The sequence below is a fragment of the Variovorax paradoxus genome (assembly GCF_030815855.1).
Taxonomy (GTDB): domain Bacteria; phylum Pseudomonadota; class Gammaproteobacteria; order Burkholderiales; family Burkholderiaceae_C; genus Variovorax; species Variovorax paradoxus_M.
This window is the reverse complement of record NZ_JAUSXG010000001.1, coordinates 5,703,594-5,719,525: the sequence shown is the minus strand read 5'-3', so window position 1 is coordinate 5,719,525 and position 15,932 is coordinate 5,703,594. Positions and strand designations below refer to the sequence as shown.

The 15,932-nt window shown below is 67.8% G+C and carries 16 protein-coding genes; 7 read left to right on the top strand and 9 right to left on the bottom strand.

What is annotated here, in order from left to right; all coding sequences use genetic code 11:
• Nucleotides 1-5: 5 nt before the first annotated feature.
• The gene (locus tag QFZ42_RS27145; RefSeq protein ID WP_307704317.1) at nt 6-830 is read right to left on the bottom strand and encodes a pseudouridine synthase; all 825 of its coding nucleotides are present in this window, start codon (nt 828-830) and stop codon (nt 6-8) included.
• Between the two features lie 145 nt (nt 831-975).
• On the opposite strand from QFZ42_RS27145, the gene QFZ42_RS27140 reads away from it, so the two are divergent.
• From QFZ42_RS27140 to QFZ42_RS27125, 4 genes are all read left to right on the top strand, one after another.
• A complete protein-coding gene (locus QFZ42_RS27140) occupies nt 976-2,115 on the top strand; it encodes an MGDG synthase family glycosyltransferase (RefSeq protein ID WP_307703937.1) in 1,140 nt (379 codons plus the stop codon).
• Nucleotides 2,112-2,603 carry a hypothetical protein gene (locus QFZ42_RS27135; protein ID WP_307703936.1) on the top strand — a complete coding sequence of 164 codons (492 nt, stop codon included), beginning with the start codon at nt 2,112-2,114 and terminating at the stop codon, nt 2,601-2,603. The genes QFZ42_RS27140 and QFZ42_RS27135 overlap by 4 nt, the downstream gene beginning before the upstream one ends.
• Entirely contained in the window at nt 2,600-3,163 is a 564-nt protein-coding gene (locus QFZ42_RS27130; protein WP_307703935.1) for a dual specificity protein phosphatase family protein, read from the top strand. Before QFZ42_RS27135 ends, QFZ42_RS27130 begins: the two co-directional genes overlap by 4 nt.
• 98 nt (nt 3,164-3,261) lie before the next feature.
• Nucleotides 3,262-4,392 (top strand): zinc-binding dehydrogenase, encoded by a 1,131-nt coding sequence (locus QFZ42_RS27125; protein ID WP_307703934.1) that lies wholly within the window; start codon nt 3,262-3,264, stop codon nt 4,390-4,392.
• A 181-nt stretch (nt 4,393-4,573) separates the two neighbouring features.
• On the opposite strand, the gene kdpE is transcribed toward QFZ42_RS27125, so the two are convergent.
• The 7 genes from kdpE to QFZ42_RS27090 are packed head-to-tail and all read right to left on the bottom strand — an operon-like array spanning nt 4,574 to nt 12,798.
• Nucleotides 4,574-5,266, bottom strand: a complete 693-nt coding sequence (gene kdpE / locus QFZ42_RS27120; RefSeq protein ID WP_307703933.1) for a two-component system response regulator KdpE — start codon at nt 5,264-5,266, stop codon at nt 4,574-4,576.
• 4 nt (nt 5,267-5,270) lie between these two features.
• Nucleotides 5,271-8,024 carry a DUF4118 domain-containing protein gene (locus QFZ42_RS27115; protein WP_307703932.1) on the bottom strand — a complete coding sequence of 918 codons (2,754 nt, stop codon included), beginning with the start codon at nt 8,022-8,024 and terminating at the stop codon, nt 5,271-5,273.
• 16 nt (nt 8,025-8,040) lie between these two features.
• Nucleotides 8,041-8,622 (bottom strand): potassium-transporting ATPase subunit KdpC, encoded by a 582-nt coding sequence (kdpC, locus tag QFZ42_RS27110; protein ID WP_307703931.1) that lies wholly within the window; start codon nt 8,620-8,622, stop codon nt 8,041-8,043.
• 13 nt (nt 8,623-8,635) lie between these two features.
• Nucleotides 8,636-10,819 carry a potassium-transporting ATPase subunit KdpB gene (kdpB, locus tag QFZ42_RS27105; protein WP_307703930.1) on the bottom strand — a complete coding sequence of 728 codons (2,184 nt, stop codon included), beginning with the start codon at nt 10,817-10,819 and terminating at the stop codon, nt 8,636-8,638.
• 11 nt (nt 10,820-10,830) lie between these two features.
• Nucleotides 10,831-12,561 (bottom strand): potassium-transporting ATPase subunit KdpA, encoded by a 1,731-nt coding sequence (kdpA, locus tag QFZ42_RS27100; protein WP_307703929.1) that lies wholly within the window; start codon nt 12,559-12,561, stop codon nt 10,831-10,833.
• A 1-nt stretch (nt 12,562) separates the two neighbouring features.
• Nucleotides 12,563-12,661, bottom strand: a complete 99-nt coding sequence (locus tag QFZ42_RS27095) for a potassium-transporting ATPase subunit F (protein ID WP_307703928.1) — start codon at nt 12,659-12,661, stop codon at nt 12,563-12,565.
• Complete coding sequence (locus QFZ42_RS27090) at nt 12,658-12,798, bottom strand: hypothetical protein (protein ID WP_307703927.1); 141 nt, start codon at nt 12,796-12,798, stop codon at nt 12,658-12,660. The genes QFZ42_RS27095 and QFZ42_RS27090 overlap by 4 nt, the downstream gene beginning before the upstream one ends.
• Before the next feature lie 177 nt (nt 12,799-12,975).
• On the opposite strand from QFZ42_RS27090, the gene QFZ42_RS27085 reads away from it, so the two are divergent.
• A complete protein-coding gene (locus QFZ42_RS27085) occupies nt 12,976-13,644 on the top strand; it encodes a helix-turn-helix transcriptional regulator (RefSeq protein WP_307703926.1) in 669 nt (222 codons plus the stop codon).
• Between the two features lie 47 nt (nt 13,645-13,691).
• Complete coding sequence (locus QFZ42_RS27080; protein ID WP_307703925.1) at nt 13,692-14,273, top strand: superoxide dismutase; 582 nt, start codon at nt 13,692-13,694, stop codon at nt 14,271-14,273.
• 27 nt (nt 14,274-14,300) lie between these two features.
• On the opposite strand, the gene QFZ42_RS27075 is transcribed toward QFZ42_RS27080, so the two are convergent.
• A complete protein-coding gene (locus tag QFZ42_RS27075) occupies nt 14,301-14,678 on the bottom strand; it encodes a VOC family protein (protein ID WP_307703924.1) in 378 nt (125 codons plus the stop codon).
• Nucleotides 14,679-14,929: 251 nt separating this feature from the next.
• On the opposite strand from QFZ42_RS27075, the gene QFZ42_RS27070 reads away from it, so the two are divergent.
• On the top strand, nt 14,930-15,919 hold the full coding sequence (locus QFZ42_RS27070) for a tripartite tricarboxylate transporter substrate binding protein (protein ID WP_307703923.1): 990 nt from the start codon (nt 14,930-14,932) through the stop codon (nt 15,917-15,919).
• Nucleotides 15,920-15,932: the final 13 nt, after the last annotated feature.

Sequence of the window (15,932 nt, the reverse complement as noted above, 5' to 3'; positions counted from 1 at the left end):
ACTCCTCAGAACTTCTCGTGCGGACCGAGGTAGCGCCACTGCCCGACGGGCAGGTTGCCGAGCATCACCTTGCCGATGCGCACGCGCTTCAACCCCACCACCTTGAGCCCGACCAGCTCGCACATGCGGCGGATCTGGCGCTTCTTGCCTTCGGTGAGCACGAAGCGCAGCTGCTCGGGGTTCTGCCATTCGACACGCGCCGGCTTGAGCGGCTGGCCATCGAGGCTCAAGCCGTGGCGCAGTTTGGCGAGCATCGCCGGCGGAAAGACCGCCTGCACATTGGTCGTGACGGGATCGTCGTCGTCCATGCGCACCAGCTGACCGGTGGGCGCGGGCTGGCCGAGGCCGTGATACGCCACGCGCACCAGGTATTCTTTCTCCATCACCGAGTCTTCGCCGATCAGCTGGCGCGCGATGCGGCCGTCCTGGGTCATCACCAGGAGGCCGATGGAATCGATGTCGAGCCGGCCGCACGGCGCCAGGCCGCGCAGCTGGCTCGGGTTGAAGAAGAAGCGCGCGTTGTCTTCGGCCCAGCGGTTCTGCGGCGTGAACAGCGAGACGGCCGGTTCGTGTCCGTCTTCCGCCTGCGCACTCACATAGCCGATGGGCTTGTTGATCAGGATGGTGACCTGGTTCGCCTGTTGGCCCTTGGCGGCCTTGTCGACCTCGACGCGGTCGGACGGCGTGACCTTCACGCCCATTTCGGCCGGCTTGCCGTTCACCTTCACCCAGCCGTTGGCGATCCACTCGTCGGCCTCGCGGCGCGAGCAGATGCCGAGCTCGGCCATGCGTTTGTTGAGGCGGATCGGTGCGGAAGAAGCGTCGGTCATGCGGTGGGCGCGGTCGGTTTGGGGGCGGGTCACGCCCGGAGGTCGGTGCGCAGCGGCATTTTCCCCCATGGGCGCCGTCCGCGGAATGTGTCGCGTGGCATGGGGATAATGCGCGCCAATGGCCAGCCGACGGCCCCGGACCCGCATGACAAAAATCCTGATCCTCAGTGTGAGCGCCGGCAACGGCCACGTGCGCGCAGCGCAAGCCCTCGAAGCCGCCGTTCAGTCGGCCCCGCCGCACACGGCCGTCCACATCGATGCCATGGCCCACGTGGCCGGCGGCTTCCGGAAGGTGTACACCGACTGGTACATCCAGCTCGTGAACCGCGCACCCGAACTGTGGTCGTACCTGCACCAGCGCGCCGACGCCACGCCGCACCATGCGCCCTCGCAGCGGCTGCGCCGCGGCATCGAGCGGCTGAGCACCGGCGCCCTGGTGCGCGAGATCGGCCGCGAGAAGCCCGACGCCGTGATCTGCACCCACTTCCTGCCGGCCGAACTGCTGATGCGCGAGCGCAACCGCGGCCGCATCGACTTTCCGGTGTGGCTGCAGATCACCGACTACGACCTGCACAACATGTGGCTGGTGCCGGGCATGGCGGGCTACCTGGCCGCGACCGAAGAAGTGGCCTTCAGGCTGCGGGCGCGCGGCATTCCGGCGGAGCGCATCCACGTGACGGGCATTCCGGTGATGCCGGCTTTCTCCGAGCCCGACGCACCGGCGCTCGCCCGCGATGCGTGCGCAGCGGCGCTCGGCCTCGACCCCGCACGGCCCGTGCTGCTGATGGCCTCGGGCGGCGCGGGCGTCGGGGACCTGCCGAGCATGGTCGAGCGCGTGCTTTCGCTGGGCGGCGACAGCGGCTTCCAGGTCATTGCCGTGGCGGGCCGCAATGCCGAGGCGCACGCCAGGCTCCAGGCGGTGGCCGCGCGCCACCCCGGCCGCGTGGTGGCCATCGGCTTCACGAACGAGATGCACAAGCTCATGGCCGCGGCCGACCTGGTGGTGACCAAGCCCGGCGGGCTCACGGTGTCGGAATGCCTGGCGCTCGGCAAGCCGATGCTGCTGATCTCGCCGATTCCGGGGCAGGAAGAGCACAACGCCGGCTTCCTCATGGAAGAAGGCGCGGCCTGGCTCGCCTACGACGCCATCGGCCTCGATTACAAGGTGGCGCGCCTGATGACCGATCCCGCCAAGCTGGCCGACATGGCCCGCCGCAGCCGAGCGCTCGGCAAGCCGCGTGCGGCGGCCGCGGTGCTGCAGCGCGTATTGAGCGAAGCGGCATGACCGGCGCCACGGAGAAAACCGGCGTGGCCCGCACCATCGGCTACCTGGCCTGGGTGGTCGTGATGGCTTTCTTTTTTGCCAATGCCGAGATCCAGATCGAAGGCGGCGCGGGCTGGGCCACCTCGCTGCCCACGTGGCGCATCGAGAACAACATCTGGCTCGACATCTTCTGGGGCGGACGCGCGATGACCGGCTATCACGCCTGGGTCTTCAGCTTCATGGCGCTGGTGTTCTTTGCGCCGCTGGCTTTCAACGGCCGCTGGACCTGGCGCGACGTCGGCCTGGCCGTTGCGGGGTTGATCGTGTTCTGGGTCTGCGAAGACTTCCTATGGTTCATCATCAACCCGGCCTTCGGCTGGGCACGCTTCAATCCGGTCGATGCGTTCTGGCACAAGCACTGGGTCTGGGGCGCGCCGGTCGACTATTGGGGCGGCCTGGCGGTGGCACTGCTGATCCTGGTGACGCGGCACTGGCGGCGGAAGACATGACGAGGAAGAAACACAAGGCAGCGGTCGAGGGCATCGCCGACCCGCGCCCCGGCCACTGGGCCGATCCTCTGGACACGCTGAAGGTCGAGAACCTGCACCGCCTCACGCCCACGCTGTATCGCAGCGCGCAGCCGCGCATCCCCGACGTGGCGGCGCTGAAGACGCTCGGCATCCGCACCATCGTGAGCCTGCGCTCGTTCAACGACGACAGGAAAGTGTTCGCGGGCAGCGGCATCCGCCTGGTGCGCGTGCCGATCAACACCTGGTCGATCGACGACGCCAAGGTGCTGCGCGCGCTGGTGGCCATTCGCGACGCCGAAAAGCAGGGCCCGGTGCTGATCCACTGCATGCACGGCGCCGACCGCACCGGCGTGGTCGCAGCGGCCTACCGCATGGCGGTGCAAGGCTGGGACAAGGAGAGCGCGCGGCTCGAGATGCTGCGCGGCGGCTACGGCTACCACACGCTGTGGCGCAACATTCCGCGCTATCTCGACCGCTTCGATCCGCAGAAGATGAGCCACGCGCTGGCCCACGCGCCGGTGATTCCCGTGGTGTCCTGAAGGCGCCTGCAGCTTTCGCAGGCCGCTCCTATACTGGCCGCCCCGTGGCCTTGGGCCACCTTCCAACGGGCCTTTTTCAAGGTCGCAAGGGGCTCTTCATGGCACTGCAACTGCGCTCTCTCATCCGCGCGAACGGCGAACTCGAACTCTCGCTGCACGACGAACCGGTGCCCGAGCCGCAGGCGCACGAAGTCGTGATCCGCGTCGAAGCCTCGCCGATGAACCCGTCGGACCTGGGCCTGCTGTTCGGCGCCGCGGACATGAGCACCGCCAAGGTCTCGGGCACGCCCGAACGGCCCATCGTCACGGCCACCGTGCCCGAGCGCGGCATGCCCATGATGGCCGGGCGGCTGGACCAGTCGATGCCGGTCGGCAACGAAGGCGCCGGCGTGGTGGTGAAAGCCGGCTCGTCTGCGGCCGCGCAGGCGCTGCTCGGCAAGACGGTGGCCGCGATCGGCGGCGCCATGTATTCGCAGTACCGCGCCGTGGCAGCCGCCCAGTGCCTCGAACTGCCAGCGGGCACCGCGCCGGCCGAGGGCGCATCGTGCTTCGTGAACCCGCTCACGTCGCTCGGCATGGTCGAGACGATGCGGCGCGAAGGCCACAAGGCGCTGGTGCACACAGCCGCCGCATCCAACCTGGGGCAGATGCTCAACAAGATCTGCCAGAAGGACGGCATCGACCTGGTCAACATCGTGCGCAAGCCCGAACAGGAAGCGCTGCTGCGCGGCATCGGTGCGAAGTACGTGTGCAGCACGAGCTCGCCCACCTTCCTCGAAGACCTGACGCAGGCCCTGGTCGAAACGGGCGCCACGCTGGCGTTCGACGCCACGGGCGGCGGCAAGCTCGCGGGGCAGATCCTCGGCTGCATGGAAGCGGCGCTGAACCGCACCGCGAAGGAATACAGCCGCTACGGCTCGACCACGCACAAGCAGGTGTACATCTACGGCGGCCTCGACCGCTCGCCGACGGAGTTCGTGCGCAACTTCGGCATGGCCTGGCGCATGGGCGGGTGGCTGCTGTTCCCGTTCCTGCAGAAGCTCGGGGATGAAGGTGTGCAGCGTTTGAAGGCGCGGGTCGTTGCTGAATTGAAGACGACGTTTGCGAGCCACTACACGCGGGAGGTTTCTTTGCTCGAGGCGCTGCAGCTCGATGCGATCGGCGTGTACGGGAAGCAGGCGACGGGAGAGAAGTTCTTGCTGAATCCGAACAAGGGCATGGCGACCTGATCTCTTCTTGTTCGGGATTCGGTGGTGAGGTGGATGCCGCTGCCCTCACCCCAACCCTCTCCCGGAGGGAGAGGGAGAAAACACACAGCCCGACGCCGGCATTCGGTCTTTTCCCCTCTCCCTCTGGGAGAGGGCTAGGGTGAGGGCTCTGTGCCCCCGACGAAAGCGCGGCGCCCACCCGCTAAACCACCAACCGATACCCCACCGCAGTCTCCGTCAACAGATGCCGCGGCTGCGCCGGATCCGCTTCCAATTTCTGCCGCAAATGCCCCATGTAGATGCGCAGGTAATGGCTCTGATCCGTGTGCGACGGGCCCCACACTTCGCGCAGCAGCTGGCGTTGCGTGAGCACGCGGCCGGCGTTGGCCACCAGCACGGAGAGCAGCCGGTACTCGGTCGGCGTCAGGTGCACCTCGGTACCGGCGCGGCGCACGATGCGGGCGGCGCGGTCCAGCTCGACCTCGCCGAAACGGAACACCGCTTCTGCCGTTTCGTCGCCGCCCGCCGCGCGCGGACGGCGCAGGTTGGCGCGCACGCGCGCCAGCAGCTCGCCGGTGCCGAAAGGCTTGGTCAGGTAATCGTCGGCGCCCGCATCGAGCGCGGCGATCTTGTCGGCCTCGTCGCTGCGCGCGGACAGCACGATGATCGGTACGGCCGACCAGCCGCGCACGTCGCGAATCAGCGAAACACCGTCACCGTCCGGCAGGCCGAGGTCGAGCACCAGCAGGTCGGGCTGGCGCGTGCCGGCCGCCGCAAGGCCGTCCCGCAGCGTGCCGGCTTCGTGCACCACCCAGCCCTCGGCCTCGAGTGCGCCACGCACGAAGCGGCGGATCTGAGGCTCGTCTTCAATGACGATGGCGGTGGGAGACGGCATGGGTTCAGAGTTGGGCTTCGGCAGGTTCGGGAGGTTCGCGGCGCGGCAGCTTCACTGTGAATTCTGCACCGCCACCTTCTGCATTGGCCGCGGCAATTTCGCCGCCGTGCGCACTCACCACCGCGCGGCAGATCGCGAGGCCCAGCCCCACGCCCGGCGTGGCCGACTCGGTTTCGCCGCGCGTGAACTTGTCGAACAGCTTCTGCTCGCGGCCCAGCAGTGCGGCGGGCAGGCCGGGACCGTGATCGCGCACAGTGAGCACCAGCACGCCGGGTTCGGCACGCGCGCCGACGACGATGGGCGGCGCGCCGTATTTGGTCGCGTTCTCCAGCAGATTGACAAGCACGCGCTCGATCAGCACCGCATCGAATTCGACCAGCGGCAGGTCCGCAGCGAGCGCGGTCTGCACGACGGTGCCGCCCAACGACGTGCGAGCCGCACGAATGGACGATCCCACCACTTCCTCGACCGATTGCCAGTCGCGCCGCAGGTTTACCGCGCCGCCCGCAATGCCGCTTTCGAGGCGCGCCATGTCGAGCAGGTTGTTGACCAGCGCATGCAGTTCGTGCGCCTGCGCGACGATGGCTCGCGCCGCTTCGGCGTGCGCTTCGGGCGGCTGCGTCTGCAACGATTCCGCCAACGCGATCAATGCGGTGAGCGGCGTGCGCACATCGTGCGAAATCGCGCCGAGCAGGGCGTTGCGCAGGCGCTCCGATTCCATTTCGACCACGGCCTGCTGCGCCACCTCGACATAGTGCACGCGCTCCAGCGCGATGGCGATCTGCCGCGCCAGCGTGTCGAGCTGCTGCGCCTGCTCGGGAATCAGCAGCCAGCGCGGCTGCGCCGGTGAGAGCGCGAGCACACCGCGCACGCGCATCGGCGCCTGCAACGGCACGTAGTGCCAACTCTGTGCCGCGAGCGTGGCGGTGGCCAGGCCGGCCGGCTGGCCATGGCGGAAGGCCCAGTCGGCCACGTGCGCATCGAAGCCTTCGGGCGGCGTCTTGGGAATCACGAGTTGGTCGTTCGCATCGGTCACCAGCACCAGCGCATGGCCGCCGAAGTGGCCCTGCACCGCGGCAGCGCCCAGCGAGACGACCTGCGTGCTTTCCAGTGCCGCCGAGAGTTCGCGCGTGAGCTCGAACAGCGAGCGCGCACGCCGTTCGCGGCTGGTCGATACCCCGGCCGCAAAACGCAGCCCCGCGGTGAGCTGCCCCACCAGCAGGCCGACGCCCAGCATGATCGCGAAGGTCAGCACGTACTGCACGTCGCTCACCGCAAACGAAAGCTGCGGCGGCACGAAGAAATAGTCGAAGGCCGCGACATTGAGCAGGGCCGCCAGCGCCGAGGGCCCGCGGCCGAAGCGCATCGCCACGCCGACCACGCCGAGCAGGAACAGCATCACGATGTTCGCGAGTTCGAGCACGCCGGCCAGCGGCGTACAGGCCAGCGTGAGCGCCACGCTGGTGGCCGTGGCCCAGGCATAGCCGGGCCAGTGGATGGGTGCCTTCTCATGATCGTCGTCGGCGCGCGGCGTGTTGAGCGGCGTGCGCCCCAGGCGGCGCGCGCTGTCGGCGCGGCCGACTTCCAGGATGTCGAGCGCGGGCGCGCGCTGCGCCAACGCGCGCGGCAGCGGCAGCGGCGCGGCGGGCCACCAGCGGCGCCAGCCGCTTCCCGGCTCCGAACGTCCCATCACCAGCGTCGCGCAGTTGAGCCTTCGGGCCTGCTCGGAGAGTTGCTCGGCCACGTCGGAGCCCGTGAGCACCGCGGTGGCCGCGCCCAGTTCCTCGGCCAGCTTGAGCACCGCGAGGATGCGGTCGCGCTCTCCGGCGGCCAGGCGCTGCAGCCGCGGCGTCTCCACGTAGGCCGCGTGCCAGCGCACGTTCAACTGGCCCGCGAGCCGCGCTGCGGTGCGCACCGTCTGCGCCGCGCCTTCGTGCGGACCGACGCACGCGAGGATCGCGCCCGAGGTGTTCCAGGCCTGCAGCGCGCCGCCGTTCCCATCTTTTCCATTGCGGCCGGCCACGCCAGATTGCTCGACCCGCCAGCCGCGCACATCGTCTTCCACATGCTCGGCGGTGCGGCGCAGCGCAATCTCGCGCAGCGCAATCAGGTTGCCCTTGCGAAAGAAATTCTGTGCCGCGCGTTCGGCCTGTTGCGGCAGGTACACCTTGCCGGCCGCGAGCCGCGCCGTGAGCTCGTCGGGCGTGACGTCGACCAGCACCACCTCGTCGGCCTCGTCGAGCACGGTGTCGGGTACCGTCTCATGCACGCGCACGCCGGTGATCGCCCCGACGGTGCCGTTGAGGCTCTCCAGGTGCTGCACGTTGAGGGCCGACCACACCTCGATGCCCGCGGCCAGCAGCTCCTGCACGTCCTGCCAGCGCTTGGCGTGGCGCGATCCGGGGGCGTTGGTGTGGGCCAGTTCGTCGACCAGCAGCACGGCGGGCTTGCGCGCCAGTGCCGCGTCGAGGTCGAACTCGGCCAGCGTACGGCCGCGGTAGTCCAGTTCGCGCAGCGGCAGCTTGTCGAGCCCCGCGAGCAGCGCGGCGGTTTCGCTGCGGCCATGGGTTTCGACCACGCCGATGAGCACGTCGCGCCCCGCGGTGCGCTCGCGCTGGGCGGCGCTCAACATCGCCCAGGTCTTGCCCACGCCCGCGCCGGCACCGAAGTAGATGCGCAGCTTGCCGCGAAGCGCACGCGCCTCGTCACTGCGCAGTTGCGCAAGCAGGGCGTCGGGGTCGGGGCGGGTGTCGAACATGGGAAGGCAGCGCAGGTTAGCGCATTGCGCCGCGCTCATCGAGCGAGAGATTCAGTGCCAACACGTTGACGCGCGGTTCGCCCACAAGACCCCAGAGCGGCGCCTGCGTATGGCTGGCGATCAGCGCGTTCACGTCTTCGACCGGGAGCCCGCGCACGCGTGCGACACGCGCGGCCTGGTAGCGGGCTGCAGCGGGGCTGATGTCGGGGTCGAGCCCGCTGGCCGAGGCGGTGACCAGGTCGACCGGCACCGGCCCGATGTTGCCCGGGTCGGCAGCGCGCAAGGCGGCCATGCGCGCCTGGACCGCGTCGACCAGCACCGGATTGAGCGGGCCGAGGTTCGAGCCACCCGAAGCACTCGCGTTGTAGGGCTGCGGCGCGGTGGCGGACGGCCGGCCCCAGAAGTGCCTCGGGTCGCTGAAGTTCTGGCCGATGAGCGTCGAGCCCACGGTGGCGCCGTTGCGTACGACGAGACTGCCCGCGGCCTGCGACGGAAACAGCGCCTTGGCGGCGCCGGTCACGGCCAATGGGTAGACCAAGCCGGTGAGCGCGCCCAGCAGCGCGAAGAGCACGAGCGCGGGACGAACGATGTTGTTCATGATGAAGAACTCCTCAGACGAGATGGACGGCCACCAGCAGCCAGTCGATCAACTTGATGCCGATGAAGGGCACCAGCAGGCCGCCCAGCCCATAGATGGCCAGGTTGCGTCGCAGCAGCGCGGCGGCGCCCACCGGCCGGTAGCGCACGCCCTTGAGTGCCAGCGGAATCAGGAACACGATGACCAGCGCATTGAAGACCACCGCCGACAGGATGGCCGACGACGGGCTTGCAAGCCGCATCACGTTGAGCGCGCCGAGCTGCGGATAGGTCGAGACAAAAATCGCCGGAATGATCGCGAAGTACTTCGCCACGTCGTTGGCAATCGAGAAGGTCGTGAGCGAGCCGCGCGTCATGAGCAGCGCCTTGCCGGTCTCCACCACCTCGAGCAGCTTGGTCGGGTTCGAATCCAGGTCGACCATGTTGCCGGCCTCCTTTGCCGCCTGCGTGCCGCTGCCCATGGCCACGGCCACGTCGGCCTGGGCGAGCGCGGGGGCGTCGTTGGTGCCGTCGCCGGTCATCGCGACCAAGCGGCCTTCGGACTGGTATTTGCGGATCAGCGCCAGCTTGTCCTCCGGCGTGGCCTCGGCCAGGAAGTCGTCCACGCCCGCCTCGGCCGCAATGGCCGCGGCGGTGAGCTTGTTGTCGCCGGTGATCATCACCGTCTTGATGCCCATGCGGCGCAGCTCGGCGAAGCGATCCTTGATGCCGGTCTTGACGATGTCCTTGAGTTCGACCACGCCAAGCACGCGGTTGCCTTCGGCCACGGCCAGCGGCGTGCTGCCGCGCCGCGCAGTTTCTTCGGCGGCGCGCAACACCTCCGCGGGCACGCTGCCGCCGAGCGACTCGACATGCCGGCGGATCGCATCGACGGCGCCCTTGCGCAGCAGCACGACGTCCGTACCCAGGCTGTTCGCCGCGGCCGGCAGGTCGACACCGCTCATGCGGGTCTGGGCGGTGAACTGAACGAAGCGTGCACCTTCTACCGCCGTGGCTTCGAGACCGTCTCGGCGCGCGAGTTCGACGATGCTGCGGCCCTCGGGCGTTTCATCGGCCAGCGATGCGAGCATGGCGGCGCGCGCCAGGCGGCCCTGGGGCACGCCCGGCGCGGGCAGGAAGGCACTGGCTTGGCGGTTGCCATGCGTGATGGTGCCGGTCTTGTCGAGCAGCAGCACATCGACGTCGCCGGCGGCTTCCACCGCGCGGCCCGAGGTGGCGATGACGTTGGCCTGCATCATGCGGCTCATGCCGGCCACGCCCACGGCCGAGAGCAGGCCGCCGATGGTGGTCGGAATCAGGCACACCAAGAGCGCCACCAGCGCGGTGAGCGACACCACGGTGCCCGCACCCGCGGCCTCCACGCTGAATACCGAGAACGGCAGCAGCGTGACGGTGACCATCAGGAATACCAGCGTGAGCGCCACCAGCAGGATGGTGAGCGCGATTTCGTTGGGCGTCTTGTGGCGCTTGGCCGCCTCGACCATGCCGATCATGCGGTCCAGGAACGATTCGCCCGGGTTCACCGAGATGCGCACCACCAGCCAGTCGGACAGCACGCGCGTGCCGCCTGTCACGGCGGAAAAGTCGCCGCCCGATTCGCGCACCACGGGCGCCGATTCGCCGGTGATGGCGCTCTCGTCCACCGAGGCCACGCCTTCGATCACCTCGCCGTCGAGCGGGATCACGTCGCCCGTTTCCACCAGCACCACATCGCCCTTGCGAAGGTTGGGCGCCTGCTCCGGAACCCACATGCGAGCCCCCACGCTTGCCACTGCGTGTGCTGCGCTGCCCCCCGAGGGGGCTGCTTCGCCTTGGGGCGGCCCGGCGGCGAAGCGGCCACCATGGTGCGGCTCCTGCAGCTTCTTGGCCCAGGTGTCCTTGCGAAGACCGCGCAGCGAGGCGGCTTGCGCCTTGCTGCGGCCCTCGGCCAGGGCTTCGGCAAAATTGGCGAACAGCACGGTGAACCACAGCCAGACGGTGATGGCCAGCACGAACGCGGGCTTCATGCCGGTGTCGCCCGGAAAGCTCAGCGAATGCACCCAGAGCAGCGTCGTGAGAACGCTGCCGATGTAGACGATGAACATCACCGGGTTGCGCCACTGCGTGCGCGGATCGAGCTTGGAAAAGGCGCCCCACAGCGCGGGCTTGACCAGCGCCGCGTCGAGCAGCGAGAGAGAAGTTTTCGTATTGGCAGTCATGGTGCGCTCCTTCATTTCCAGAGCACGAGGTGTTCGACCACGGGCCCGAGAGCCAATGACGGCACATAGTTGAGCAGACCGACCAGCAGCACGGTGCCGATCAGCAGCGAGACGAACAGGGGCCCATGCGTGGGCAGCGTGCCGCCGGTGACCGGCAGGCGCTTTTTTGCGGCCAGCGAGCCGGCAATGGCCAGCACCGGAACGACCATCGCGAAGCGGCCCAGCCACATGGCCAGCCCGAGCAGGCCGTTGTAGAACGGCGTATTGGCCGACAGCCCCGCGAAGGCGCTGCCGTTGTTGTTGGCGGCCGAACTCAGCGCGTAGAGAATTTCAGAGAACCCATGCGCACCGGGGTTCGCGATGCCGGCCTTGCCGGCGCCCGCGATCACCGCCACCGCGGTGCCGGCCAGCACCACGATGGGCGTGACCAGGATCGCGATGGAGATCAGCTTCATCTCGCGCACCTCGATCTTCTTGCCGAGATACTCGGGCGTGCGGCCGATCATCAGGCCCGCGATGAACACCGCGAGCATCGCGAAGATCAGCATGCCGTAGAGGCCGCTGCCGACGCCGCCGAACACCACCTCGCCCAGCTGCATCAGCACCAGCGGCACCATGCCGCCGAGCGGCGTGAAGGAGTCGTGCATGGCATTCACCGCGCCGCAGGATGCCGCGGTGGTCACGGCCGCAAAGAGCGCCGAGGCGTCGATGCCGAAGCGCACCTCCTTGCCTTCCATGTTGCCGCCGCTTTGCAGCGCGCTCGCCGCCTGGTCGACACCCAGGGACGCGAGCAGCGGATTGCCGGCGTGTTCGGCAGGAATGACGGCCACCACGGCAACGACGAACATCACCGTCATTGCCGCGAGCACGGCCCACCCTTGCCGCATGTCGCCGACCACGCGGCCGAATGCGAAGCACAGCGCCGCCGGAATCAGGAAGATCGCGATCATCTGCAGCAGGTTGCTGAGGGCGGTCGGGTTCTCGTAGGGATGCGCCGAGTTGGCGTTGAAGAAGCCGCCGCCGTTGGTGCCGATCATCTTGATGGCCTCCTGCGACGCGACAGGGCCCATGGCGAGCGTCTGTGTCTGCGGGCTCGCTGCGGCCTCGACCGTTTGCACGGTCTTGTAGGCGTCGAGATTCTGGATCACGCCCTCGCCCGCGAAGACCACCGCAAGCACGAACGACAACGGCACCAGCAGCCACAACGTGATGCGCGTGATGTCGGCCCAGAAGTTGCCGACCAGGCCACGGCTCTTGCCGTCGCCCCGGCGCGCAAAGCCGCGCACAAGCGCGAAGGCCACGGCAATGCCCGTGGCGGCCGAGAAGAAGTTCTGCACCGTGAGCCCGAGCATCTGCGTGAGGTAGCTCATGGTCGACTCACCGCCGTAGCCTTGCCAATTGGTATTGGAGACGAAGCTCACTGCGGTGTTGAAGGCCGAGTCGGCCGATACGGCGCCCATGCCGACGGGGTTGAGCGGCAGCCAGCCCTGCAGGCGCTGCAGCGCGTAGAGAAAGATAGCGCCAATGGCATTGAAGGCCAGCAGCGCGAGCGCATAGCGCAGCCAGTGCATCGATTGCCCGGGCGTCGTGCCCGCGAGCCTGTAGAGCGGCGCCTCGATGCGCTGCATCCAGCGCGGCAGGCGCCCATCGCACAACGCGGCAAGAAACTTGCCGACCGGCCATGCCAGCAGCAGCAGTGCCACGAGAAAGAGGGCCAGCAAGGACCAGGCGGAGGCGGTCATGTCAGAACTCCTCCGCGCAGATCAGCGCGAACACCAGGTAGGCGAACAGGACGAGGGCGATCAGCGCGCCGAAGCCGTAGAGCGCTTCGAGGCTGATCATGGCCGCTCTCCTTCGCCTGTGTTCAGCTCATTCGGCGCATTCATTGCGTCGGGCCCTTCGAGCCGGTTCAGCCCGAAGGCCATGGCGGCCAATGCGGCCCACAGCGCCAGCAAGGCGCCCATCCAGACGAAATCCATTCATTGCTCCTGCAGCGAAACCAAGGCATCGAGTCTCGGCAGGCGCCCGTAAAAACAGGGAACAGAGTCGGCGGGGCCGCATAAAGAAACCGTAAAGACGCCCCGTCTTTCGCACGGCCCTCGACAACGGAGGCGTTGCCATTCAATAATCAAAGCCAAGCCTGTGAAATAAAAAGGATGACCGCCCACCCCCTCGACCTGAAGCCCGCCTGGACGCCGCACCAGCCGGCGGACCGCATCCTGTCCACGCTCAAGACCCGCGGCGCGCTCGGCATTCCCGACATTGCCAAGGTGCTCGACGTGACGGTGGAGGCCGTGCGCCAGCAGATGGTCAAGCTGCAGTCCGACGGGCTGGTCGACGCCGAGAGCCGGCCCGCGGGCCGCGGCCGGCCGACGCAGATATGGCGGCTGACCGGTGCCGGGCACGCACGCTTTCCCGACACGCATGCCGAGATGACGGTGCAGATGATCAGCGCCGTGATCACCGTGTTCGGCGAGAAGGGCATGGACCAGCTCATCGGTGCGCGCGAGGAAGCCATGCGCGCCAACTACCGCGAGGCGATGCTGGGCGCGCGCAGCCTGAAGACGAAGCTCGAACGGCTCGCCGAGATCCGCAGCCGCGAAGGCTACATGGCCGAGTTCCGGCCCGAGGGCGATGGCTTTCTCTTCATCGAGAACCACTGCCCCATCTGCACCGCGGCGCGGGCCTGCACGGGCTTTTGCCGCAGCGAACTGCAGCTCTTCGAAGAAATGCTGGGAACCGACGCGAGCGTGAGCCGCGTCGAGCACGTGCTTGCGGGCGCGCGGCGCTGCGCCTACCAGGTGAGCCCGAAGAACGCGCCTTGAGGCACCCTGATTTCACCGTTTTCAAACCCGAAAGGAAAAACCCCACCATGGAACACACCCTCCCACCCCTGCCGTACGCCCTCGACGCGCTGGCACCCGAGTACTCGAAGGAAACCCTCGAGTACCACTACGGCAAGCACCACAACGCCTACGTGGTGAACCTGAACAACCTGCAAAAAGGCACCGAGTTCGAGTCGATGCCCCTCGAGGACATCGTCAAGAAGTCCAGCGGCGGCATCTACAACAACGCCGCCCAGATCTGGAATCACACCTTCTTCTGGAACTGCATGAAGCCCCAGGGCGGCGGCGCTCCCACCGGCGCGCTGGCCAAGGCCATCGATGCCAAGTGGGGCAGCTACGACGCCTTCAAGGAAGCGTTCGTGAAGTCGGCCGTGGGCAACTTCGGTTCGGGTTGGACCTGGCTCGTGAAAAAGGCCGACGGCTCGGTGGACATCGTGAACATGGGCGCCGCCGGTACGCCGCTGACCACCGGCGACACGCCGGTGCTGACGGTGGACGTGTGGGAGCACGCCTATTACATCGACTACCGCAACCTGCGCCCGAAGTTCGTCGAGACCTTCCTGGCCAAGCTGGTGAACTGGGACTTCGCGGCCAAGAACTTCGGCTGAACGCCGCTGTTCCCGCGGGCGGCATCCTCAGCCGTTGATGAGGTTGAGGATGTTGCCGTCCGGGTCCTTGAACCAGGCGACCTTCATGTCGCCCATGACGTGGATGTCGCCTTCGAGCCTTGCGCCGGGCATGTCGTAGTGCTCGAAGCGCACGCCCTTCGCCTTGAGCGCCGCCACGATGCGCTCGATGTCGCCATCGACCGGCCAGGTCACGGCCGTGGCCTGGTTGGTGCCCGCATAGGCCGAACGGTACACGTTGATGCGCGAGTTGCCGCTGCGGTAGACGATCACCTCGTCCCCTTCCGCATCGACCTCGGCCAGGCCCAGCGTGTCTTCGTAGAAGCGGCGGGCCGCGGCGAGGTCTTTCACCGCGAGGTTGGCCACCGCGTTGATGTTTCCGAGCATGCGAGTCTCCTGTGAAGCCCATCGTGCGGTGGACGCACGGCGGGCGAGCCAAAAATACTCAACCATTTGGTGAAGTATTCGGTGTCCGCGGGCCGCTGTCAATCCGTCGGAAAATACCCCGCGAGCCGATAAGGGCCTCATCGCGAATGAAGAATCCGCACGGCCCCGCTTCCGGCACACTGCACCCCCGGTGCAGTGGCTGCCATCCACGGCTGCAACCCCGAATCGTTCACACAAGAGACAAGCAACCCATGATCCGCAGACAACTCGGCACGCTGGCCCTCGCGCTCGCATTTCCCCTGGCTTTCACGGCGGCCACCGCGCACGCGCAAACCGCGGCCTACCCCGCCGCCAAGCCCATTCGCATGATCGTGCCCTTCCCGCCCGGCGGCGGCACGGACATCCTGGCGCGCCTGGTGGCCCAGAAGCTCACCGAAGCCAACCACTGGACCGTGGTGCCCGACAACCGCGGCGGTGCCGGCGGCACCATCGGCATTGCCGAGGCCGCGCGCGCCGCGCCCACGGGCTACGACATCGTGATGGGCCAGAAGGACAACATGGTCGTTGCGCCCTGGCTCTACAAGAACCTGAGCTACAACCCGGTGAAGGACCTCACCGCCGTGGCGCACGTGGCCTACACCCCGGTGGTGATCGTCACGCAGGCCAACTCGAAGTTCAAGTCGCTCGACGATGTAGTGAAAACCGCGCGCGCCGCGCCCGACACCGTCACCTACGGCTCGCCCGGCAATGGCACCACCATCCACCTGGCCGGCGAGATCTTCAACGGTGCCGCGCAAATCAAGATGCGCCACGTGCCCTACAAGGGCTCCAACGCCGCCATGATGGACGTGCTCGCGGGCAACGTCGACCTGATGGTGTCGTCGGTGCCTTCGGCGCTGGCGCAGATCAAGGCAGGCAAGCTGCGCCCGCTGGCCGTGACCTCGGCCAAGCGCAGCACCTCGCTGCCCGAAACGCCCACCGTGGCCGAGCTCGGCTACAAGGGCTTCGACGTGTCCACCTGGTACGGCCTCTTCGTGCCGGCCAAGACGCCGAAGGACGTGATCGCCACGTTGAATACGGAAGTGAACAAGCTTCTGGCCACGCCCGAAATGAAGGCCGCCATCATTGCCCAGGGCGCCGAGCCGCAGGCCATGACGCCCGAACAGTTCGAGACACTGCTGAAGACCGACTACGAAAAGTGGAAGGGCATCGTGCAAGCCTCGGGCGCGACCATCGAATAAGCGCCCTCGTCGC